The 17,500-nt window shown below is 61.4% G+C and carries 14 protein-coding genes and 1 pseudogene; 8 read left to right on the top strand and 7 right to left on the bottom strand.

Annotation, left to right across the window (positions count from 1 at the left end; genetic code table 11):
• Positions 1 to 9 precede the first annotated feature (9 nt).
• From PCOSP_RS28005 to PCOSP_RS27995, 3 genes are read left to right on the top strand one after another with little or no spacing between them, the layout of a single operon-like run.
• Complete coding sequence (locus PCOSP_RS28005) at positions 10 to 822, top strand: DUF4123 domain-containing protein (RefSeq protein ID WP_176562969.1); 813 nt, start codon at positions 10 to 12, stop codon at positions 820 to 822.
• A 50-nt stretch (positions 823 to 872) separates the two neighbouring features.
• Positions 873 to 1,340, top strand: coding sequence for a DUF3304 domain-containing protein (locus PCOSP_RS28000; protein WP_257225555.1), 468 nt, complete (start codon positions 873 to 875; stop codon positions 1,338 to 1,340).
• Complete coding sequence (locus PCOSP_RS27995; RefSeq protein WP_464709939.1) at positions 1,325 to 3,805, top strand: T6SS phospholipase effector Tle1-like catalytic domain-containing protein; 2,481 nt, start codon at positions 1,325 to 1,327, stop codon at positions 3,803 to 3,805. The genes PCOSP_RS28000 and PCOSP_RS27995 overlap by 16 nt, the downstream gene beginning before the upstream one ends.
• On the opposite strand, the gene PCOSP_RS27990 is transcribed toward PCOSP_RS27995, so the two are convergent.
• From PCOSP_RS27990 to PCOSP_RS27975, 4 genes and pseudogenes are all read right to left on the bottom strand, one after another.
• A complete protein-coding gene (locus tag PCOSP_RS27990; RefSeq protein ID WP_041021879.1) occupies positions 3,802 to 4,545 on the bottom strand; it encodes a hypothetical protein in 744 nt (247 codons plus the stop codon). The genes PCOSP_RS27995 and PCOSP_RS27990 overlap by 4 nt on opposite strands.
• Before the next feature lie 3 nt (positions 4,546 to 4,548).
• Positions 4,549 to 5,136: a penicillin-binding protein activator LpoB gene (gene lpoB, locus PCOSP_RS27985; RefSeq protein ID WP_139641058.1), complete on the bottom strand. Its 588-nt coding sequence runs from the start codon at positions 5,134 to 5,136 to the stop codon at positions 4,549 to 4,551.
• A 54-nt stretch (positions 5,137 to 5,190) separates the two neighbouring features.
• Positions 5,191 to 5,561 (bottom strand): annotated as a pseudogene (locus PCOSP_RS27980) (YcfL family putative periplasmic lipoprotein).
• Between the two features lie 18 nt (positions 5,562 to 5,579).
• Positions 5,580 to 6,977, bottom strand: coding sequence for a COG3014 family protein (locus tag PCOSP_RS27975; protein WP_464709937.1), 1,398 nt, complete (start codon positions 6,975 to 6,977; stop codon positions 5,580 to 5,582).
• 312 nt (positions 6,978 to 7,289) lie between these two features.
• On the opposite strand from PCOSP_RS27975, the gene PCOSP_RS27970 reads away from it, so the two are divergent.
• Both PCOSP_RS27970 and PCOSP_RS27965 read left to right on the top strand, forming a co-directional pair.
• Positions 7,290 to 9,188 (top strand): FTR1 family protein, encoded by a 1,899-nt coding sequence (locus PCOSP_RS27970; protein WP_139641053.1) that lies wholly within the window; start codon positions 7,290 to 7,292, stop codon positions 9,186 to 9,188.
• Positions 9,188 to 9,649 (top strand): YaiI/YqxD family protein, encoded by a 462-nt coding sequence (locus PCOSP_RS27965; RefSeq protein WP_464709936.1) that lies wholly within the window; start codon positions 9,188 to 9,190, stop codon positions 9,647 to 9,649. The genes PCOSP_RS27970 and PCOSP_RS27965 overlap by 1 nt, the downstream gene beginning before the upstream one ends.
• A 116-nt stretch (positions 9,650 to 9,765) precedes the next feature.
• Here the strand turns inward: PCOSP_RS27965 and elbB are convergent, their stop codons facing one another.
• Entirely contained in the window at positions 9,766 to 10,434 is a 669-nt protein-coding gene (gene elbB, locus PCOSP_RS27960) for an isoprenoid biosynthesis glyoxalase ElbB (protein ID WP_139641049.1), read from the bottom strand.
• A 113-nt stretch (positions 10,435 to 10,547) separates the two neighbouring features.
• On the opposite strand from elbB, the gene PCOSP_RS27955 reads away from it, so the two are divergent.
• Positions 10,548 to 11,783 carry a sterol desaturase family protein gene (locus PCOSP_RS27955; protein WP_464709935.1) on the top strand — a complete coding sequence of 412 codons (1,236 nt, stop codon included), beginning with the start codon at positions 10,548 to 10,550 and terminating at the stop codon, positions 11,781 to 11,783.
• Here PCOSP_RS27955 and PCOSP_RS27950 read toward each other — a convergent pair.
• A complete protein-coding gene (locus PCOSP_RS27950; RefSeq protein ID WP_139641045.1) occupies positions 11,734 to 12,387 on the bottom strand; it encodes a DedA family protein in 654 nt (217 codons plus the stop codon). The two genes, PCOSP_RS27955 and PCOSP_RS27950, sit on opposite strands and share 50 nt — an antisense overlap.
• A gap of 203 nt (positions 12,388 to 12,590) precedes the next feature.
• Here PCOSP_RS27950 and hemB point away from each other — a divergent pair, with 203 nt between their 5' ends.
• Both hemB and ppk1 read left to right on the top strand, forming a co-directional pair.
• The gene (gene hemB, locus PCOSP_RS27945) at positions 12,591 to 13,604 is read left to right on the top strand and encodes a porphobilinogen synthase (RefSeq protein WP_139641042.1); all 1,014 of its coding nucleotides are present in this window, start codon (positions 12,591 to 12,593) and stop codon (positions 13,602 to 13,604) included.
• A gap of 17 nt (positions 13,605 to 13,621) precedes the next feature.
• Positions 13,622 to 15,841, top strand: coding sequence for a polyphosphate kinase 1 (ppk1, locus tag PCOSP_RS27940; protein WP_175362787.1), 2,220 nt, complete (start codon positions 13,622 to 13,624; stop codon positions 15,839 to 15,841).
• 73 nt (positions 15,842 to 15,914) lie between these two features.
• On the opposite strand, the gene ppx is transcribed toward ppk1, so the two are convergent.
• The gene (gene ppx, locus PCOSP_RS27935; RefSeq protein ID WP_139641038.1) at positions 15,915 to 17,417 is read right to left on the bottom strand and encodes an exopolyphosphatase; all 1,503 of its coding nucleotides are present in this window, start codon (positions 17,415 to 17,417) and stop codon (positions 15,915 to 15,917) included.
• Between the last annotated feature and the right edge of the window lie 83 nt (positions 17,418 to 17,500).

Raw genomic sequence — 17,500 nt, 5'->3', positions numbered from 1 at the left:
AGGATGATCATGTCTCCAACTGCCCTGCAATGGCTGCAACATCTATGCGCCCAGGCCAAGGCCTGCGGCCTCGCTCATGTGGATCTGCTGATCGACTGCGCGCTGTTCGACTATCCGCTGTTGCGACGGTTGAACCAACTCGCACCGTCGCCGCGCTACCGGCTTCTGTTTCAGGACTCCCCCGAGCGTGCCTTCGCCGACCAGGGGCCCGTGCTGGTGCGGGTTCTGCTGTTCAATACCGCGCAGCGGGACTGGCTGTCGGGCTTTCTCCAGGTGTGCTACCGCCGTTCGCGGGTGCTGGCGCTGTTCAGCCGCTGGTCGTTCGATGCCCTTGGCGAACGTCTGGGGTGGTGCACCCAGGCCGAATGGGAGCAGGGCCACAAAAGCGGTGTGCTGCGCTACTACGACACCCGCTTGTTCAGGCTCGTGTGTGAACTGCTCGATCCCGACCAGCTCAAGATGCTCCATGAGGGTGTTATCAATTGGCAATGGATCGACCGCGATGGCAAGGCCTGCCAGATGGCGGGGTTCGATGTCCGGCAGAGGGCGGCAGGGCGGGGCGCGTTGGCGTTGCGATTGAGCGATGCGCAAGTCACTGAGGTGGGCGCCCTCAGCGATACGCAACAATGGTGTATTCGTCAGGAAATCCTTCCGAGTACATACGGTTTCGATTCGTTCGAGATGTTCACCTACCAGGCCTTTCGCGTTCATGTCGATGCAGACCGCCAGCAACTGATAGGCATGGCGCGTGAGCAGTTTCTCCAGGGCTGGCTCGCGAAATGCGCCGCGCAAGCGAAGGGTGAGCGAGGTATCGACCCATGACGTGCATGAGGACATGGGGGCTGTCGGTCTTCGGTGTTCTTTGCGGTTGCATGCCTGCGCAAACTACCCTGATCGGTACACCCATCGAAGGCTATAACCACACGGCGGCGGCCATCCATCACTTCAGCGTCAACCGCAACGGTGGGCCGGACATCGGGCCTTATGGCGGCGGAGGCAAGCAGAACTGTTGCGTCGCAATGCCTGCCCAATGGCGTCCGGGGCTGAAGGTGTTGGTGGAGTGGGAGAAGGATCCGGCGCCCCACGCTTATGGCCGTTGGCCGGAGCAACGGCACACCGATGAATGGCGGGCACGGATGAACGCACATCGGGCCGGCTACAGCCGGCACAGGGTCTGGGCAGAAGTGGCGTCCTACGAGCGGCTCGGTGTGGTCGATGTGCACTTCCTGCCTTGCGATCAAGTCGCCGTGTCCGCGGGGGTGATGTTGCCGGGCAAGCCCGGTTATCCCTTCGGTTTCCCCTCCAGAATGGAGGCGCCGTCGCCATGCCCGGTACATTGAAAAGCGGGGCGCAGGCCCTGGCCGCCACGCCATTCTTCACGAGTGAGGGCATGTTGCCGCGAACGCCTGAAGACGTGGCGCGCAATCAGGTCGAACAGCAGAGAACCCTGATTGAAGCTGCAGACATTTCCAGGGCGGCTTGCAGAGAGGCGAATGTTCCCTATTCCGGCCCACCCTGCATGGACGTGTTGCATATCACGGTGTGTTTTGACGGCACCAATAACCACGAACCCACAGACAAACGGAACCACCCGCCGACCACCAGCAACGTGGCGCGGCTGTATCACGCCAGCCTGGGTAGGGGGGGCGGTCCGGGGCAAAGCCGGGCCAATGAGGCTGGTTTCTATGCCTACTACATGCAGGGTGTCGGCACCGAGTTCCCGGAAATCGGCGAGTCTGAACCTGACGCCATGGGGCTGGTGGCGGCTCGCGGTGGAGAAAATCGTATCAACTGGGGCCTGACGCGGCTGATCGATGCTTTGCGTCGACACTGTGGCGAGTCACACCTGGAACCGATGCAAGCCGTTGCCTGGGTCCGGCAGATGAGCAGTGGCTTCGGCGATGTACTCGACCGCGGACAACAGCGCCGGCGGGCCGTGCTGCAAGAGCCATTGACCGTCTTGGGCGAGACTGTCGAGCGCTTGCACGCCAGTCGCTCGATCCCCCGGATCAAGGCTCTGCGCCTGTATGTCTATGGCTTCTCCCGTGGCGCCGCCCAGGCCCGGACGTTTACCCAGTGGTTACAACAACTGACCGAAGTCGAGGCGAACGGCGAAACCTGCTACCTGTTCGCCGGTGTGCCCATCAGCGTCGGTTTCCTCGGTCTGTTCGACACGGTGGCATCGGTGGGCATGGCGTATCTGGCGCCCTTTGTCAGCGGTCACATGGGCTGGGCGGACGGTTCGCTACGCTTGCCCGAGTCGCCGGTATTTCTGGAGCGTTGTGTGCACCTGGTCGCAGCCCATGAGCAGCGGGGTAGTTTTCCCCTGGATTCGATCCGTCGAAAAGCCAACCCCGACGATCCCGATTGTCCCTCCACCTATCGCGCGGGTACGTTTGAATACCTCTATCCGGGTGTACATTCGGATGTTGGCGGGGGGTATCCGCCGGGAGATCAGGGCAAGGCGTTGGCAGGGAATCACGAGCTGCTGTCCCAATTGCCCCTGCAACACATGTTTCATGAGGCCTATCAGGTCGGTGCCCCCTTGCAGGCCCCTGCCGATGCCCTCAGCGATGAGCAGAAAGAGCGCTGGCCGTGGTTGGTCATGGATGGCGCGACGTACGAGGCTTTCGACATCTCCCCAACACTGACCCGTCGCTTCAACATCTGGCTCGATGCCCAGGACAATGGGCCGCTCGAAGAGGTGATGGCCCGGGAAGCCGGATTGATCACTGGTTGGCGCATCAGTCGCTATGCCAATTTTCTCTTTCGCACGACTTCGGCCTGGGCCCATGTGCAGGGCAAGGACATGAGCGAAGAGGAACGTTCGGCCTTCACCGCGCTGCACCTGCGACAACGGGAGGAAGATACTGCCCTGCGTGCCGGTAAGGAGCCGCCCGCTGCCTCCGTTGAGCATGAAAGACACTTGGCCCTGAAGCGTGCTTATGAACAACGGACTGGTGCGCACGAGATCGCGCTCAATCCGGCAAAGACGTTCGAGCCGAGCCTGGATCAGCGACAGCTACACGACGCCATGCTGGATTTTCGCCGCGACTACATACCTGAGTGGAGCCTGAGTCCCTTCGGTTCGGGCCTGAGCCAAGGTCACCTCATCAATGCCTCGGTAGGCGGCTTGGTATACCTGCTCAACGAGCAGGATGAGGCCGAGGAATACCGTGACCTGCGCCGGGCCGGCAATCGGGAGGTCATGCGCTGGTTCGGTGAAGATCTGGCGCCTCGCGATGAAGACGCGAGGGAGCTGGTGCGGTTGTTCGATGAACATGTCCACGACTCTCGCGCCTGGTTCATGAATGCGGCGCTGGACGAGCGGGAAGTGTTCAGTGATTACTTTCGATATCGGGCGATTTTTTTCGATGACGAGTCCAATAAACGCCTGTCGCTGTTGGCAACGGCCGGCCAGGTCATTGGCGTGGCCGTGGCGCTCGCCAGTGTTGGCCTGAGTGTCAGCCGCCGCGATCCACGGCTGTTGGTGGGCCTGTTGATGCCGGGGCTCGGTATCCCGTTGTTCCGTGGCAAGCTCGGCGTCGCTCCGACGATCGAGGCCTTTGATAGCGCCACCGGCATCGCCCTGCCGTTGGTCGAAGGGCTCGATGAGGTTCGTGCCTACACGCGGCAAGTCGCAAATGTCTTGAAGCTGGCACAGGCCTGGTCGTCGTCAGCATCGTTGCACGAACAATCGGCGAGAAAGCCTGAGAGTGGCTGGTTGGGGCGGCTCAGGCAAACGCTTGATGACGCCATCAGGGCCCCTGTTCCCGATCTGGAGAACAGGGGCCCTGATGCTTAGCGCAGGATCACCGGCGCGGTGTCCCGTGGCAGGTTATTGCGCGGTACGGGCTCGCCGGGTAACTCATGGCTTGGACCGCCGAGCTGTTCGCTCAGTTGTCGAGCCACGTCTTCACCCAGCGCCTTGGACACGTCGCGTACCACACGGGGGCGGTTGAGGCTGATGCGCGCGTCTCGGTGGTTCAGCAATTTGGTGTCCTGGCCTTCACCCATGGCGGTGAACGCCGAAGTGATTTCGAAGGTGCGGGTATTGATCAGGCTGAAGTCGGCCACCAGGGTCAGCCCAAGCACTGCCGAGTAGCTGTCGGTGTTGGCCAGCTCATTGATGTCGCGGGTGAAGTCGATGTCCGATACCGTACCGAACAACACGTAGTCGGCGCCCTTGAAACGTCCGGCCTTGATGCGCTTGATCACATCGTAGACGTCGCCGGTGGAGGACTCGGTGTGAGGCGTGCCCTGTACCAGCTGGAACATGCCGCTGCGCAGGATTTCACCCTTGATGTCTCCGGTGAACTTGCGCAGTTCGCCCTGCTCGATGTAGCTGCTGGTGGCTTCCATCTCGTCGTAGCTCGACGACGCGCTGGCGCTGTAGGTGTTTGCCTGGAAGTTGCTCTGGGCCGAAACGGTGTGGATGTATTCCTCCACCCGTTGCTGGTAAGCCAGGTCGGTAACGGCGACTTTCGGGGCCGCCTGCGCACCGAACGCGCAGGCCAGGGCCATGATGCCTATCCATGTGCGCATGGCTTAGCGCTCCGTGGTCTTGCGGATTTCTTTTTCGTCCATCCACTCGGCCAGACCGCTTTCGACGTCGATCAATTGCAAGCTGAATTTGTAGAAGACGTCCTTATAGTCGCTGCTGCGCTTGACGATCGAGCTGATAGAGCCCTCGAGGCGGTATTTGGCGGCGATCATGTTGCCGGTCTTGGCCACGGTGCTCTTCTTGTACAGGCCGCTCTGGTTCTGCAGCTTGAGCTGGTCGACCTGGCTGTCCATGGCATTGTTGTCGCTGGCAAAACGTGCCGCGCCGGTTTTCATCAGTTGGGTCTTGATGCTGGTGGTGATTTCGCGGGTGTCGATGTACTCGCTGGTCTTGTTCTTCACGTCGTAGACCTGAACCACCGGGCGACCGTGCAGGATGCCGGACTGGGCCAGGGAGCGGGTCATGGACTCGGCGATCATCTGCAGGTCGGTTGAGCCGAACTCGTTGGTCACGGTTTCCACGGCCTTGGTGTCGCCGTAGGTAATGTTCTTGTTGCCCAGTACCGGGGAGTTGTTGGCGCAGCCGCTGACCAGCAGGACGGCGAGGGTGATGAATGCAACGCGTGTGAACATGGAAGCGCTCTCTAAAGCTGAAAAAGGGTTAACGCGAGATGTCGGTCATCAGGCTCAAGGCGTATTGATTTCCAACCGGAAGTCCACGGCCTTGGGTGTCGGCGCGATGGCCGGCAGGAAGCTGGTTTGTTCGCCATACAGTGTCAGGCTTTTCCAGGTTTCCTCTTCGGCAATCGGAAAGCCTTCAGGCCCCAGCCAGGCAAAGCGGTAGTACATCGTCTTGTTGTTGTAGCTGGTGTTGCTCAACTGCACATTGACGGTCATGTAGCCGTTTTCCCGGGCCACGCGCATGGCACCGACCACGATATTCTTTGTCTTGCCCATCGCCACAACCTTGCTCGCGGCGCTGCCCGGCGCAGGGGGGGCGGGGTGGCGCAGCCGGCCAGCAAGGCCAGGGCGCCGACGGCGATCAGTTTTAAACGCATGTGAACAAGACTCCGTTCTTAAGGTTGTTTGAGGCTGGCGACGGCGGTCGGATTGGCATTCGGCGTCACTCGGGCGGCCAGGCCACCGGTAAAGACCTGATTGCCCACTGCCCGCAGAGTCACCACCTGGTAGCGCTGGTCGACGACCACCTTGACCACCGAGCCGCCTACCGCGTTGGGCAGGGTGACCTGGTGCTCACCTTTCTTCAGGCGCAGGCGCACCACCTGGGTGTAATCCGGCAGGGTGCGCCAGGTCCGGGTATCGGCGCCTTCGAGCACGGCCGAGGTGAGGCCCACGGCCAGGCCGGCCAACGGATTGGTATCGTTGATCTGCTTTTGCGCCACGCCACGGGTGACGGCTCGCACGGTGGTGCGCAGGATGATGCCGGGCATGTCGTCGCGAAGGGCGCGGCGGGACATGGCAGTGATGCTGTTGAGCTGAGTCAGATCCATCTGGCGGCCATCGACGCCGATCTGGGCGAAGGTGGCGGTGGAGGTGTCGGGCTTGATCACCGGGAACGACAGCGGCGTGATCACGAGGTGGCCGCTGATAGGCAAGGGCAGGGGGATGCGGATCGAGTCACGGGATGGCGCCAGGCCGCTTTGCACCACGATCAGGATGTCGCTGTCATCGCCCTTGGCGGCAGGCTTGTCCAGGTTGAGCAGTGCCTGTTCCAACAAGGGGGTGTTGGGACGCAGCTCGGCAGCCTTGCGATAACCCGGTGCGGCCAGGTCTTTTTCCCCCAGGGCTTCGTAGACGAAACCGGCCAGATAGTGGCTGAACGCGCTCTGGTAGCTGTTTTTCAGACCCACCACTTCCGGAGCGTCGAGGCTGGCCACCGGGTAACCCTGGAGGTCTTTGTACTCGGTCTTGACCCCTTGCTGCTCAGCCTCTTCCTCGCGCTTGAGGTATTCCTTGTCCCGCAGATCGGCAATCACCGCTTCGCGCTCGTGGGTCTTCTTGATCTGGGTCCGGGCACCGTCGAAGTCATTTACGGCCAGCAGATTCAGGGCCATCTGCGTGGTCAGCATGACCTTTTCGTAATCGTAGCCCTCGTAGCGCCGGACCTTATCGTTGACCAGGAAACTGCCGAACTGCGCCACGTACTTGGCGGTATCGAGCTTGACCGCATCTTCCCACTGGCCGACTTGCCGGTCGGCGCTGGTCCAGGCCGCCTGGCTGCCGGACAGATCGCCTTTGGCCCGTAGCAGCTCACCTTTTTCAAAGTAATACAGCAGATCCCGGTCTTGACTGGTGTTGTTCTTGTCCAGCAGGGTCAATGCAGCGTCGACGTTGCCGGACGCCAGCTGTTGATTGGTCTGGGTCAGTTCACTGTCGTAGTTGCGAAAAACCGAGCAGCCGGACAGCAAGGTGATCGCACCGAGGGCGATCGAAAAAACGGCACGGGAGGCCATGAACATTTCTTCCCTGAGTAACAGCCAGGTGAGCGGGTCGGGCTGGGTCGATCCACGGACGGCGTCGGGACGCTATCGGTTCCTCATAACCGGAGGAGCTTTTATGCCAAGTTCTTATAAGAAGGCGGCGCGATTATAGACATGGCCGTTCGCTATGTAATGGCTTTTTAATCTCGAAGCGCTGTTTTTGTGACATCACTTCCAAAGCATGAAAATCCGATGAAAATGCGCGACCACAGCACATTCGCTCTTGAGCCAAAGTCCGTGTAAGTGAACAATGTGTTACTTCTTATTTCCAATTGAGAGTCATTCATGATTGCCTCGCTTCGTTTTCTGGCCTGGCTTGCACTGCCGCTGCTTGCCCTGTGCAGCAATCCATTGCTGGCCAACACCGTTGAAGGCGCTCCCCAGGCGCTGCACTTGCTGGATTACATCGGGGCGGATTACCCGGAGACCGTCGAAGCGGGCAAGGTCATCGACGAGTCCGAGTATCGCGAGCAGTTGGAATTCACCCAGGTGCTGGAAGGGCTGATCGTTGCGCTGCCGGCCAAGCCGGAAAAGGCTGAGCTCACACAGGGCATCGCTGCCTTGCGCCAAGCGATCACCCAGCATCAGGACGGCGGTGATGTCGCCCGCCTGGCGCGCCAATTGGGGGCGAAGCTGGCGGTGGCCTATGAAGTCAGCCAGGCGCCGGTCATTACTCCGGACCCGACCCGCGGTGCGCCGCTGTATGCCCAGAACTGTTCGGTGTGCCACGGTGACAGCGGCGCCGGCGACGGTCCTGCCGGTGTCGGTCTGGTGCCGGCGCCTTCCAATCTGCGCGACGGTCAACGTCTCGATCACCTGAGCCTCTACGCGATCTACAACACCCTCGGCATGGGCATCGAAGGGACCGACATGCCGGCCTTCGCCGATCAGCTCGATGAGCGTCAGCGGTGGGACCTGGCCACCTACATCGCCGGTTTCAGTGTCGACCCGGCAGCGGCCAAAAGCGAACAGACCTTCAACCTTGCCGATCTGGCCCGCCAGACCCCGGCTGAAGTACTGGCGGCCCAAGGCCCCGCTACGGCCGCAACGTTCCGCGCCCAGCGTGCCCAGCCGCCGCAGGTACAGCGTGGCCCGGCGCAGTTGCTCGACTACACCGCCGCCACCCTGGACAAGAGCATCGCGGCCTATCGTGCCGGTGATCACGACCAGGCCTATGACTTGTCGGTAGCGGCTTACCTGGAAGGCTTCGAGCTGGTGGAAAGCTCGTTGGATAACGTCGATGCCGTTGTGCGCAAGGACACTGAAAAGGCCCTGATGGCTTACCGTCAGTCCCTGCAGGACGGCTTGCCGGTGGAGCAGGCCGAACAGCGTCTGAATGCGGCCAAGGCCAAGCTGAAGGCGTCGGCGGGGCTGCTGGGCGGGGATGGTCTGAGCTGGTCGCTGAGTTACATCTCGGGGTTACTGATCCTGTTGCGCGAAGGACTGGAAGCGATCCTGGTGCTGGCGGCGATCCTGGCCTTCCTGCGCAACACCGGCCAGGAGTCGGCGGTTCGCAGCGTCAACGCGGGTTGGGGCCTGGCGCTGCTGGCCGGTCTGGCGACCTGGGGTCTGGCTGCCTATGTGATCGACGTGAGCGGTTCCCAGCGAGAATTGCTTGAAGGTGCGACAGCGTTGTTCGCCAGTGTGATGGTGTTGTGGTTGGGGGTGTGGATGCACGACCGCCGTCACGCGGCGGCCTGGCAGGATTACATCAAGAGCAGCTTGGTCGGTGGTGGTGGCCGTTTCGGCTTCGCCGTCCTGGCGTTCTTCTCGGTCTATCGCGAACTGTTCGAAGTGATCCTGTTCTACGAAACCCTGTGGCTGCAAGCCGGTCCCGCCGGGCATAACGCCGTGCTGGCCGGTGGCGCTACAGCGCTGGTGCTGCTGGTAGGACTGGCCTGGGTGATTCTGCGCGGTTCGGCACGACTGCCATTGGCGCTGTTCTTCAGCATCAACGCCGCGTTGTTGTGCGCGCTGTCGGTGGTCTTCGCCGGACATGGCGTGAAGGCCCTGCAGGAAGCCGGGATCTTTGGCACCCGTCCGGTGGCGTTCTTCGATTTCGATTGGCTGGGTATTCACGCCGATGCTTATTCGCTGACCGCTCAAGTGATCGCGATCCTGGCGATTGTCGTGCTGTATGGTCGCAGTTGGGTGGCGGAGAAGCGCAGGGTGCAGGTGTCCTGATGCGTGTCTGGATCGACGCCGACGCCTGTCCCAAGGCAGCGAAGGAGCTGGTGGTCAAGTTCGCCTTGAAGCGCCAGTTCGAGGTGGTGCTGGTAGCCGGGCAACCGCAGATCAAGCCAAGCCTGGCCTGCGTCAAGTTGATCGTGGTCCCCAGCGGCCCTGACGCGGCGGACGACTATCTGGTGGAGCACGCGGGCCCGGGTGAGCTGGTGATCTGCAGCGACGTCCCCCTGGCCGACCGGTTGGTGAAGAAGGGGGTCGTCGCCCTGGACCCGCGCGGCAAGGAGTTCAACGCGCAGAACATGGGGGACCGGCTGGCGGTGCGCAACCTGTTCACCGATTTGCGTGAGCAGGGCCAGATGGGTGGCGGTCCTGCGGCCTATAGCGAGCGGGACAAGCAAGGGTTCGCCAATGCGTTGGATCGGATCCTCACGCGCTTGAGCCGGATGTCTGGAGCCTGACACTGTTCATTTGTGGGAGCGAGCCTGCTCGCGATGGCGGTGTGTCAGCTAACCAAAGTATCAACTGAACCGACGCTATCGCGAGCAGGCTCGCTCCCACATTGGCTGGGTGTTGCTCAGGCATCGTTTTCGTGGGTGAGCTCGAGTATCCGATCCACCAGTTTGTTGATCCCCGAGGCCGCTTCGCTGATGTTCTGCGCCAGCATGTAGGCCGGGGTGCTGACCAACCTGCGCGCGCGGTCTTCAACGATGTCGGTGACGGCGCAATCTTCGTGAGTGCCGCCCATTTTGGTCACGGCGGCAGCGGTATCGACATCCGTGCCGATGGTGCAGGTCACGCCAGGGCCATAGATTTTCGCCGCCAGGGCCGGGGAAATACAGATCAGGCCCACCGGCTTGCCGGCCTCGGCGAAGGCTTCGGTCAGCGCCAGGAGTTCGGGTTGGACGGTGCAATCCGCGCCTTCGACGGCGAAGTTGGAGAGGTTCTTCGCCGAACCGAAACCGCCAGGTACGATCAGGGCGTCGAAATCCTCGACCCTGGCGTCGCGCAAGTCCTTCACGTTACCGCGGGCGATCCGCGCCGACTCCACCAGCACGTTGCGGCTTTCGGGCATTTCTTCACCGGTCAGGTGATTGATCACATGCAGTTGGGCAATGTTGGGGGCGAAGCACTGGACCTGCGCGCCGCGTTGGTCCAGGCGCAGCAGGGTGATCACGCTTTCGTGGATCTCGGCGCCGTCGTACACGCCACAGCCGGAAAGGATCACTGCAACTTTTTTGCTCATGGGTTTTTCTCCAGATTCATGGCGTTAAATGTCCACTAATTTGTCACTCGTTGCCATAGGGTTATCCGGCGGCTAAACCTAATCTGCCGACTATCTCCTGCCCGGATCGCAGCATGAATTTCATTTTGTATGCCGTGCCGTTCTTCTTCGTGCTGATCGCTGTCGAGCTGCTGGCCGATCGCCGGCGCGGTGAGAGTCATTACCGCCTGGCCGATGCGATCAACAGCCTGAGCACTGGTGTGTTGTCGACCACCACGGGCCTGCTGACCAAGGGTGTGGGGCTGGTGAGTTACGCCTTTGCCTTGGAACACCTTGCTCTTGTCCGGTTGCCTGCCGACCAGGCCTGGGTCTGGGCGTTTGCCTTCGTGTTCTATGACTTCTGCTACTACTGGCTGCATCGCATGGGCCATGAGCGCAACATCCTCTGGGCGGCTCATTCGGTGCATCACCAGAGCGAGGACTACAACCTCTCCACGGCGCTGCGCCAGACCAGTACCGGGTTCCTGTTGAGTTGGGTGTTCTACCTGCCGCTGGCGGTGCTGGGCGTGCCGCTGACGGTGTTCGTCAGCATTGCGGCGCTGAACCTGCTGTACCAGTTCTGGGTACACACCCAGCACATTCCCAAGCTGGGCTGGCTGGAGTGGTGCTTCGTCACGCCGTCCAATCATCGTGCTCACCATGCGCAGAACCCTCTCTACATGGATCGCAACTATGGCGGGGTGTTCATTATTTGGGACCGTCTGTTCGGCACCTTCCAGGAGGAAGACGACCGCGAGCCGGTGATTTTTGGCGTCACCACGCCGCTGGCGAGTTGGAATCCGTTGTGGGCCAACGTGCAGTTCTATGTGCAGTTGTGGACGGATGCCCGACGGGCCGGACACTGGTGGGACAAGGTGCGGATCTGGTTCATGCCCACGGGGTGGCGACCGGCAGACGTGGCGGTGAGATACCCACTGAACAAACCGGACCTGAGCCGTTTCCGCAAATTCGAAGTGCCGCTGGACGGACGCCAGCAGGGCTACGTGGCGCTGCAGTTCTGCTTCTACATCGCGTTGGGCAGTTATTTGATGAACCTGGAGAACAGCCTGCCCATCGCCGCCTTGTTGCTGGGATGGGGCGCGGTGGCGTTCGGTCTGTTCGTATTGGGCGTGGCCCTGGAGAATCGCCCGTGGGCGCGGAGGCTGGAGCTGTTGCGGCTGGCCTCGAACCTGCCGCTGGTATGGCTGGCGCCGCTGGCCGGATTGTGGCCGGACGGCCCCGTGGCCTGGGTCGGCTTGCTCAGCTACAGCCTGCTCAGCCTCATGGGACTCTATTACTGTCGCAACCGGTTTGCTCGGTTGGTGTCGTAGGTTTGCCAGCGGTGGCGCGCTCAAGCCGTTCGGCTTCGAGGACTTTTTTCGCCAGTCGCGCATTCTTGATGCGTCGACGCAACCACAGGCACAAGCCCAGCAACAGCAACGCGCCGAGTACCCACAATTCATATTTCTTGATACTGCCCAGCATGCCTTCGAGCACGGCGCCGAAGTGATAGGCGGCGGCGGCCAGTGCGGTCGCCCAGATCGCCGCGCCAATGCCGTTGAGCAGCAGGTAACGCCCCGGCGGATAGCCTGACAGGCCGATCGCCACCGGCATCACCGTACGCAAGCCATAGACGAAGCGAAAGCTCAGGACCCAGATGTCCGGATGCTTGCGGATGTGCTCCAGCGCGCGATCGCCCATCAGTTGCCAGCGAGGCTTGCGCGCCAGCAGCTTGCGCCCGTGCTTGCGTCCCAGGAAATACCACAGCTGATCACCTGCGTAGCTGCCGCAGAATGCCACGACCACTACGAGATTGATGTCCATGTAGCCACGGAACGCCAGGAAACCTGCGAGCACGAGGATGGTTTCGCCTTCGAAGAACGTGCCGATAAAAAGGGCCAGATAGCCGAAGTCATGTAGAAATTGCTGGAGCATTGTCTGGGTGCTGGCGAAATGAACGCGCAGCCTAACCCTTCGGGCACATTCAGGAAAGTGTCGAAATGTGTCTCGACGTGAACATTTCCTACAACCACAATAACTGCGACGACAGGTCACAGGTGCACATAACTGTCATATGTTGGTCATAATGGCCGCTTATAACTGTCACGCTCGCCCGTTAGTGGGCTCAGGAGTCTGCCGTGAGCTTTACCCCCGCCAATCGTCTGTTCCCTGCTACCCGTCTGCGTCGCAATCGCCGTGATGAGTTCTCTCGTCGGCTAGTGCGTGAGAACGTGTTGACCACCGACGACCTGATCCTGCCGGTGTTCGTGCTCGACGGTGAGAACCGGCGCGAAGCGGTGGCATCGATGCCCGGGGTGGAACGCCTGACCATCGACCTGCTGCTCGAAGAAGCCGCCCAATGGGTGGAACTGGGCATTCCGGCGCTGGCGCTGTTCCCGGTGACGCCGCCGGGGCTCAAGTCCCTGGACGCTGCCGAAGCCTGGAACCCGGATGGCATTGCCCAGCGCGCGACCCGCGCCCTGCGGGCACGCTTCCCGGATTTGGGGGTGATCACCGACGTGGCGCTGGATCCGTTCACCACCCACGGGCAGGATGGCATCCTCGACGAAGACGGCTATGTGCAGAACGACATCACCGTCGACGCCTTGGTCAAGCAAGCGCTGTCCCATGCCGAGGCCGGTGCCCAGGTAGTGGCGCCGTCGGACATGATGGACGGTCGTATCCAGGCGATCCGCGAAGCCCTCGAGGTGGCCGGACACGTCAACGTACGGATCATGGCCTACTCGGCAAAATACGCCAGTGCCTATTACGGCCCGTTCCGCGATGCGGTCGGCTCGGCCCTGAACCTGGGCAAGGCCAACAAGGCCTCTTATCAGATGGACCCTGCCAACAGTCAGGAAGCCTTGCACGAAGTGGCGGCCGACTTGTCAGAAGGGGCAGATATGGTCATGGTCAAGCCGGGCATGCCTTATCTCGACATCCTTTGCCGGGTCAAAGACGAATTCAAAGTGCCGACCTTTGTTTATCAGGTCAGCGGCGAGTACGCCATGCACATGGCGGCGATCCAGAACGGCTGGTTGAGCGAAGGGGTCATTCTCGAGTCCCTCACCGCTTTCAAGCGCGCGGGCGCTGATGGGATCCTGACTTACTTTGCCGTGCGCGCCGCCCAATTGTTACGAGAGCAGAAATAGCCTCCCAGGAACTTGCGATGAATACCGAAGGACTCTCTGAAGTTGCCGTAAAAGACGCTCAACCCGTGGTCGAGCAAATCGCTGAAACACCACCGGAGCTGGAGCCCGCTCCCCCGGTGGCTGCCGCCGAGCCCGCCCCGGCCCCGGCGATTGCGATTCCCAACCTGGATGACAGCAGCCTGTACATCCATCGCGAGTTGTCGCAACTGCAGTTCAATATCCGCGTGCTGGAGCAGGCGCTGGATGAGTCCTACCCTTTGTTGGAGCGGTTGAAGTTCCTGCTGATCTTCTCCAGCAACCTGGATGAGTTCTTCGAAATTCGCGTCGCCGGCCTGAAGAAACAGATCACCTTCGCCCGTGAACAAGCCGGTGCCGATGGCCTGCAACCCCACCAGGCCCTGGCGCGCATCAGCGAGCTGGTCCACGGTCACGTCGACCGCCAATACGCGATCCTCAACGACATCCTGTTGCCGGAACTGGAAAAGCATCAGGTCCGCTTCATCCGTCGCCGCTACTGGACCACCAAACTCAAGACCTGGGTGCGCCGCTATTTCCGCGACGAGATCGCGCCGATCATCACGCCGATCGGCCTCGACCCGACGCACCCGTTCCCGCTGCTGGTCAACAAGAGCCTGAACTTCATCGTCGAGCTGGAAGGCATCGACGCCTTCGGCCGCGATTCCGGCCTGGCGATCATCCCCGCGCCACGCCTGTTGCCGCGCATCATCCGTGTGCCGGAAGACGTTGGCGGCCCTGGCGACAACTATGTGTTCCTGTCGTCGATGATCCACGCTCACGCCGATGACCTGTTCCAGGGCATGAAGGTGAAGGGGTGCTACCAGTTCCGCCTGACGCGTAACGCCGATTTGTCGGTGGACACCGAGGACGTTGAAGACCTGGCCCGCGCCCTTCGCGGCGAGCTGTTCTCCCGTCGCTACGGCGACGCGGTGCGCCTGGAAGTGGCCGACACTTGCCCGAAACACCTGTCCGATTACCTGCTCAAGCAGTTCAACCTGCATGAGACCGAGCTGTATCAGGTCAATGGTCCGGTCAACCTGACCCGGCTCTTCAGCATTACCGGCCTGGACAGTCATCCGGAGCTGCAATATTCGCCGTTCACGCCGCAGATCCCGAAGCTGCTCCAGAACAGCGAGAACATTTTCAACGTAATCAGCAAGCAGGACATCCTGTTGCTGCACCCGTTCGAGTCGTTCACGCCGGTGGTCGACCTGCTGCGCCAGGCCGCCAAGGACCCTCACGTCCTGGCGGTGCGCCAGACCCTGTACCGCAGCGGCGCCAACTCGGAAATCGTCGACGCCCTGGTGGATGCGGCGCGAAACGGCAAGGAAGTCACGGCGGTGATCGAGTTGCGCGCGCGTTTCGATGAGGAGTCCAACCTGCAACTGGCAAGCCGTCTGCAAGCGGCCGGTGCGGTGGTGATCTATGGTGTGGTCGGCTTCAAGACCCACGCCAAGATGATGCTCATCCTGCGGCGTGAGGCAGGCGAGATCGTACGTTATGCTCACCTGGGCACGGGCAACTACCACGCTGCCAACGCCCGCCTGTATACCGACTACAGTCTCCTGACTTCCGACGATGCCTTGTGCGAAGACGTCGGCAAGCTGTTCAGCCAGTTGATCGGCATGGGCAAGACGCTGCGCATGAAGAAACTGTTGCATGCGCCGTTCACCCTGAAAAAGGGCATGCTCGACATGATCACCCGGGAGACCCAGTTCGCCCTGGATGGCAAACCGGCGCACATCATTGCCAAATTCAACTCGCTGACCGATCCGAAGATCATCCGCGCGCTGTACAAGGCCAGCCAATCAGGCGTGCGCATCGACCTGGTGGTCCGGGGCATGTGCTGCCTGCGGCCAGGTATCCCGGGGGTTTCCCATAACATCCACGTGCGTTCGATCATCGGACGCTTCCTGGAGCACACTCGGGTGTTCTACTTCCTCAACGGCGGCGAAGAGCAGATGTTCCTGTCCAGCGCCGACTGGATGGAGCGCAACCTCGACAAGCGCGTCGAGACCTGCTTCCCGGTGGAGGGCAAGAAGCTGATCCTGCGGGTGAAGAAGGAGTTGGAAAGCTATCTGACCGACAACACTCACAGCTGGAGCTTGCAGTCGGACGGCCGTTACATCCGCAACACGCCGACCGGCAACCAGAACCCGCGCAGCGCCCAGGCGACGTTGCTGGATCGCCTGAGCAGCCCGGTGTTGGCGGTCAATTAAGGAACGGCGAGCTCAGCTTTTTGTGGCGAGGGGATAAATCCCCTCACCACAAAAGATCTCTGTTGCTGTCCGATCAGTGGATGTTCAGCACAATCCCGACTCGGGTCAGCCATTCCGCTTCCTGGGCAAAGTCGGCCTGGGTCAGTTGGTTTTCTTCCAGCCAGCCGTCGGGAAATATCACGTCAAGTTGATCGCCGTCGGCGTGCAAGGCCACCTGGGGCATTTGCTGGGTGCCGCGGATGTGGTGGAACAGGATCGCGAACCGTAGCAGCACGCACAGGCGAATCAGCTTGATGCCTTCGTCGCCGAATTCGGCAAACTTATCCTTGGGGATGTTGCGTCGGTGGCCGCGCACCAACAGCGCGAGCATCTGCTGGTCTTCCCGGGAGAAGCCCGCCAGGTCCGAATGCTCGATCAGGTAGGCGCCGTGCTTGTGGTAGTGATAGTGGGCGATGTCCAGGCCCACTTCATGGACCTTGGCGGCCCAGCCGAGCAACTCGCGCCAGACCCCGTCGTTGAGGTCCCAGTCGTCGGCCACCTGGTCGAAGGCATGCAGCGCCTTGCGCTCGACCCGCACGGCCTGTTCCTGATCGACGTGATAGCGCTCCATGAGCGAGCCCAGGGTGCGTTCGCGAACGTCTTCGTGATGATGGCGCCCCAGCAGGTCGTACAGCACACCTTCGCGCAGGGCGCCTTCGCAGTGATCCATGCGTTGCAGCTCGAGGGCGTCGAAAATGGCTTCGAGAATCGCCAGGCCCGCCGGGAAAATCGCCCGACGGTCAGGTTTGATGCCTTCGAAATCGATCTTGTCCGATTCGCCGAGTTTGAACACCTTGCGCTTGAGCCAGGCCAGGCCCTCGGCGTTGACCTCGCCACTGCCATAGCCGCCGGCCTTGAGGGCCAGGCCGATGGCGCGAATGGTGCCTGAGGAGCCGATGGCTTCATCCCAGGTCAGGCGGTGCAAGGCATGCTCGATGCTCATGATTTCCAGCCGCGCCGCGGTATAGGCCTGGGCGTAGCGGGCCGGCGTGATCTTGCCGTCGCGGAAATAGCGCTGGGTGTAGCTGACGCAGCCCATCTGCAGGCTTTCGCGCAACAGCGGCTCGAAGCGCTGGCCGATGATGAATTCGGTACTGCCGCCGCCGATGTCCGCCACCAGCCGCTTGCCGGGTGTATCGGCCAGGGTGTGGGAGACGCCGAGATAGATCAGGCGGGCCTCTTCCCGGCCGGAGATGACTTCCACCGGATGGCCGAGGATCTCTTCGGCGCGGCGGATGAACTCGCCACGGTTGCGCGCCTCGCGCAGGGCGTTGGTGCCGACAATCCGTACGGCGCCCAGAGGCATGCCGTTGATCAGTTGGGCGAATCGCTTGAGGCAATCGAGCCCGCGTTGGATGGACTCTTCGCTCAGTTTGCGCTCTTCATCGATGCCGGCGGCCAGCTGGACCTTTTCACCGAGTCGCTCAAGAATGCGGATTTCCCCATTCTGGGCCTTGGCGACAACCATGTGGAAGCTGTTGGAGCCCAGGTCAATGGCAGCGATCAGGGACAGATTCTTGGCTTGGGATGGCGGCATGTCGGAAAGTCTCGGTCGATAACCCTACCATCCTGCCACGATCAACCGCTTACGCCAACGCGCCTGAACCAAACCCTTGAGCC

Source organism: Pseudomonas sp. MAFF 730105, from assembly GCF_055380705.1.
The sequence above is the reverse complement of the archived record's forward strand: the minus strand, read 5'-3'. Positions and strand labels throughout refer to the sequence as shown.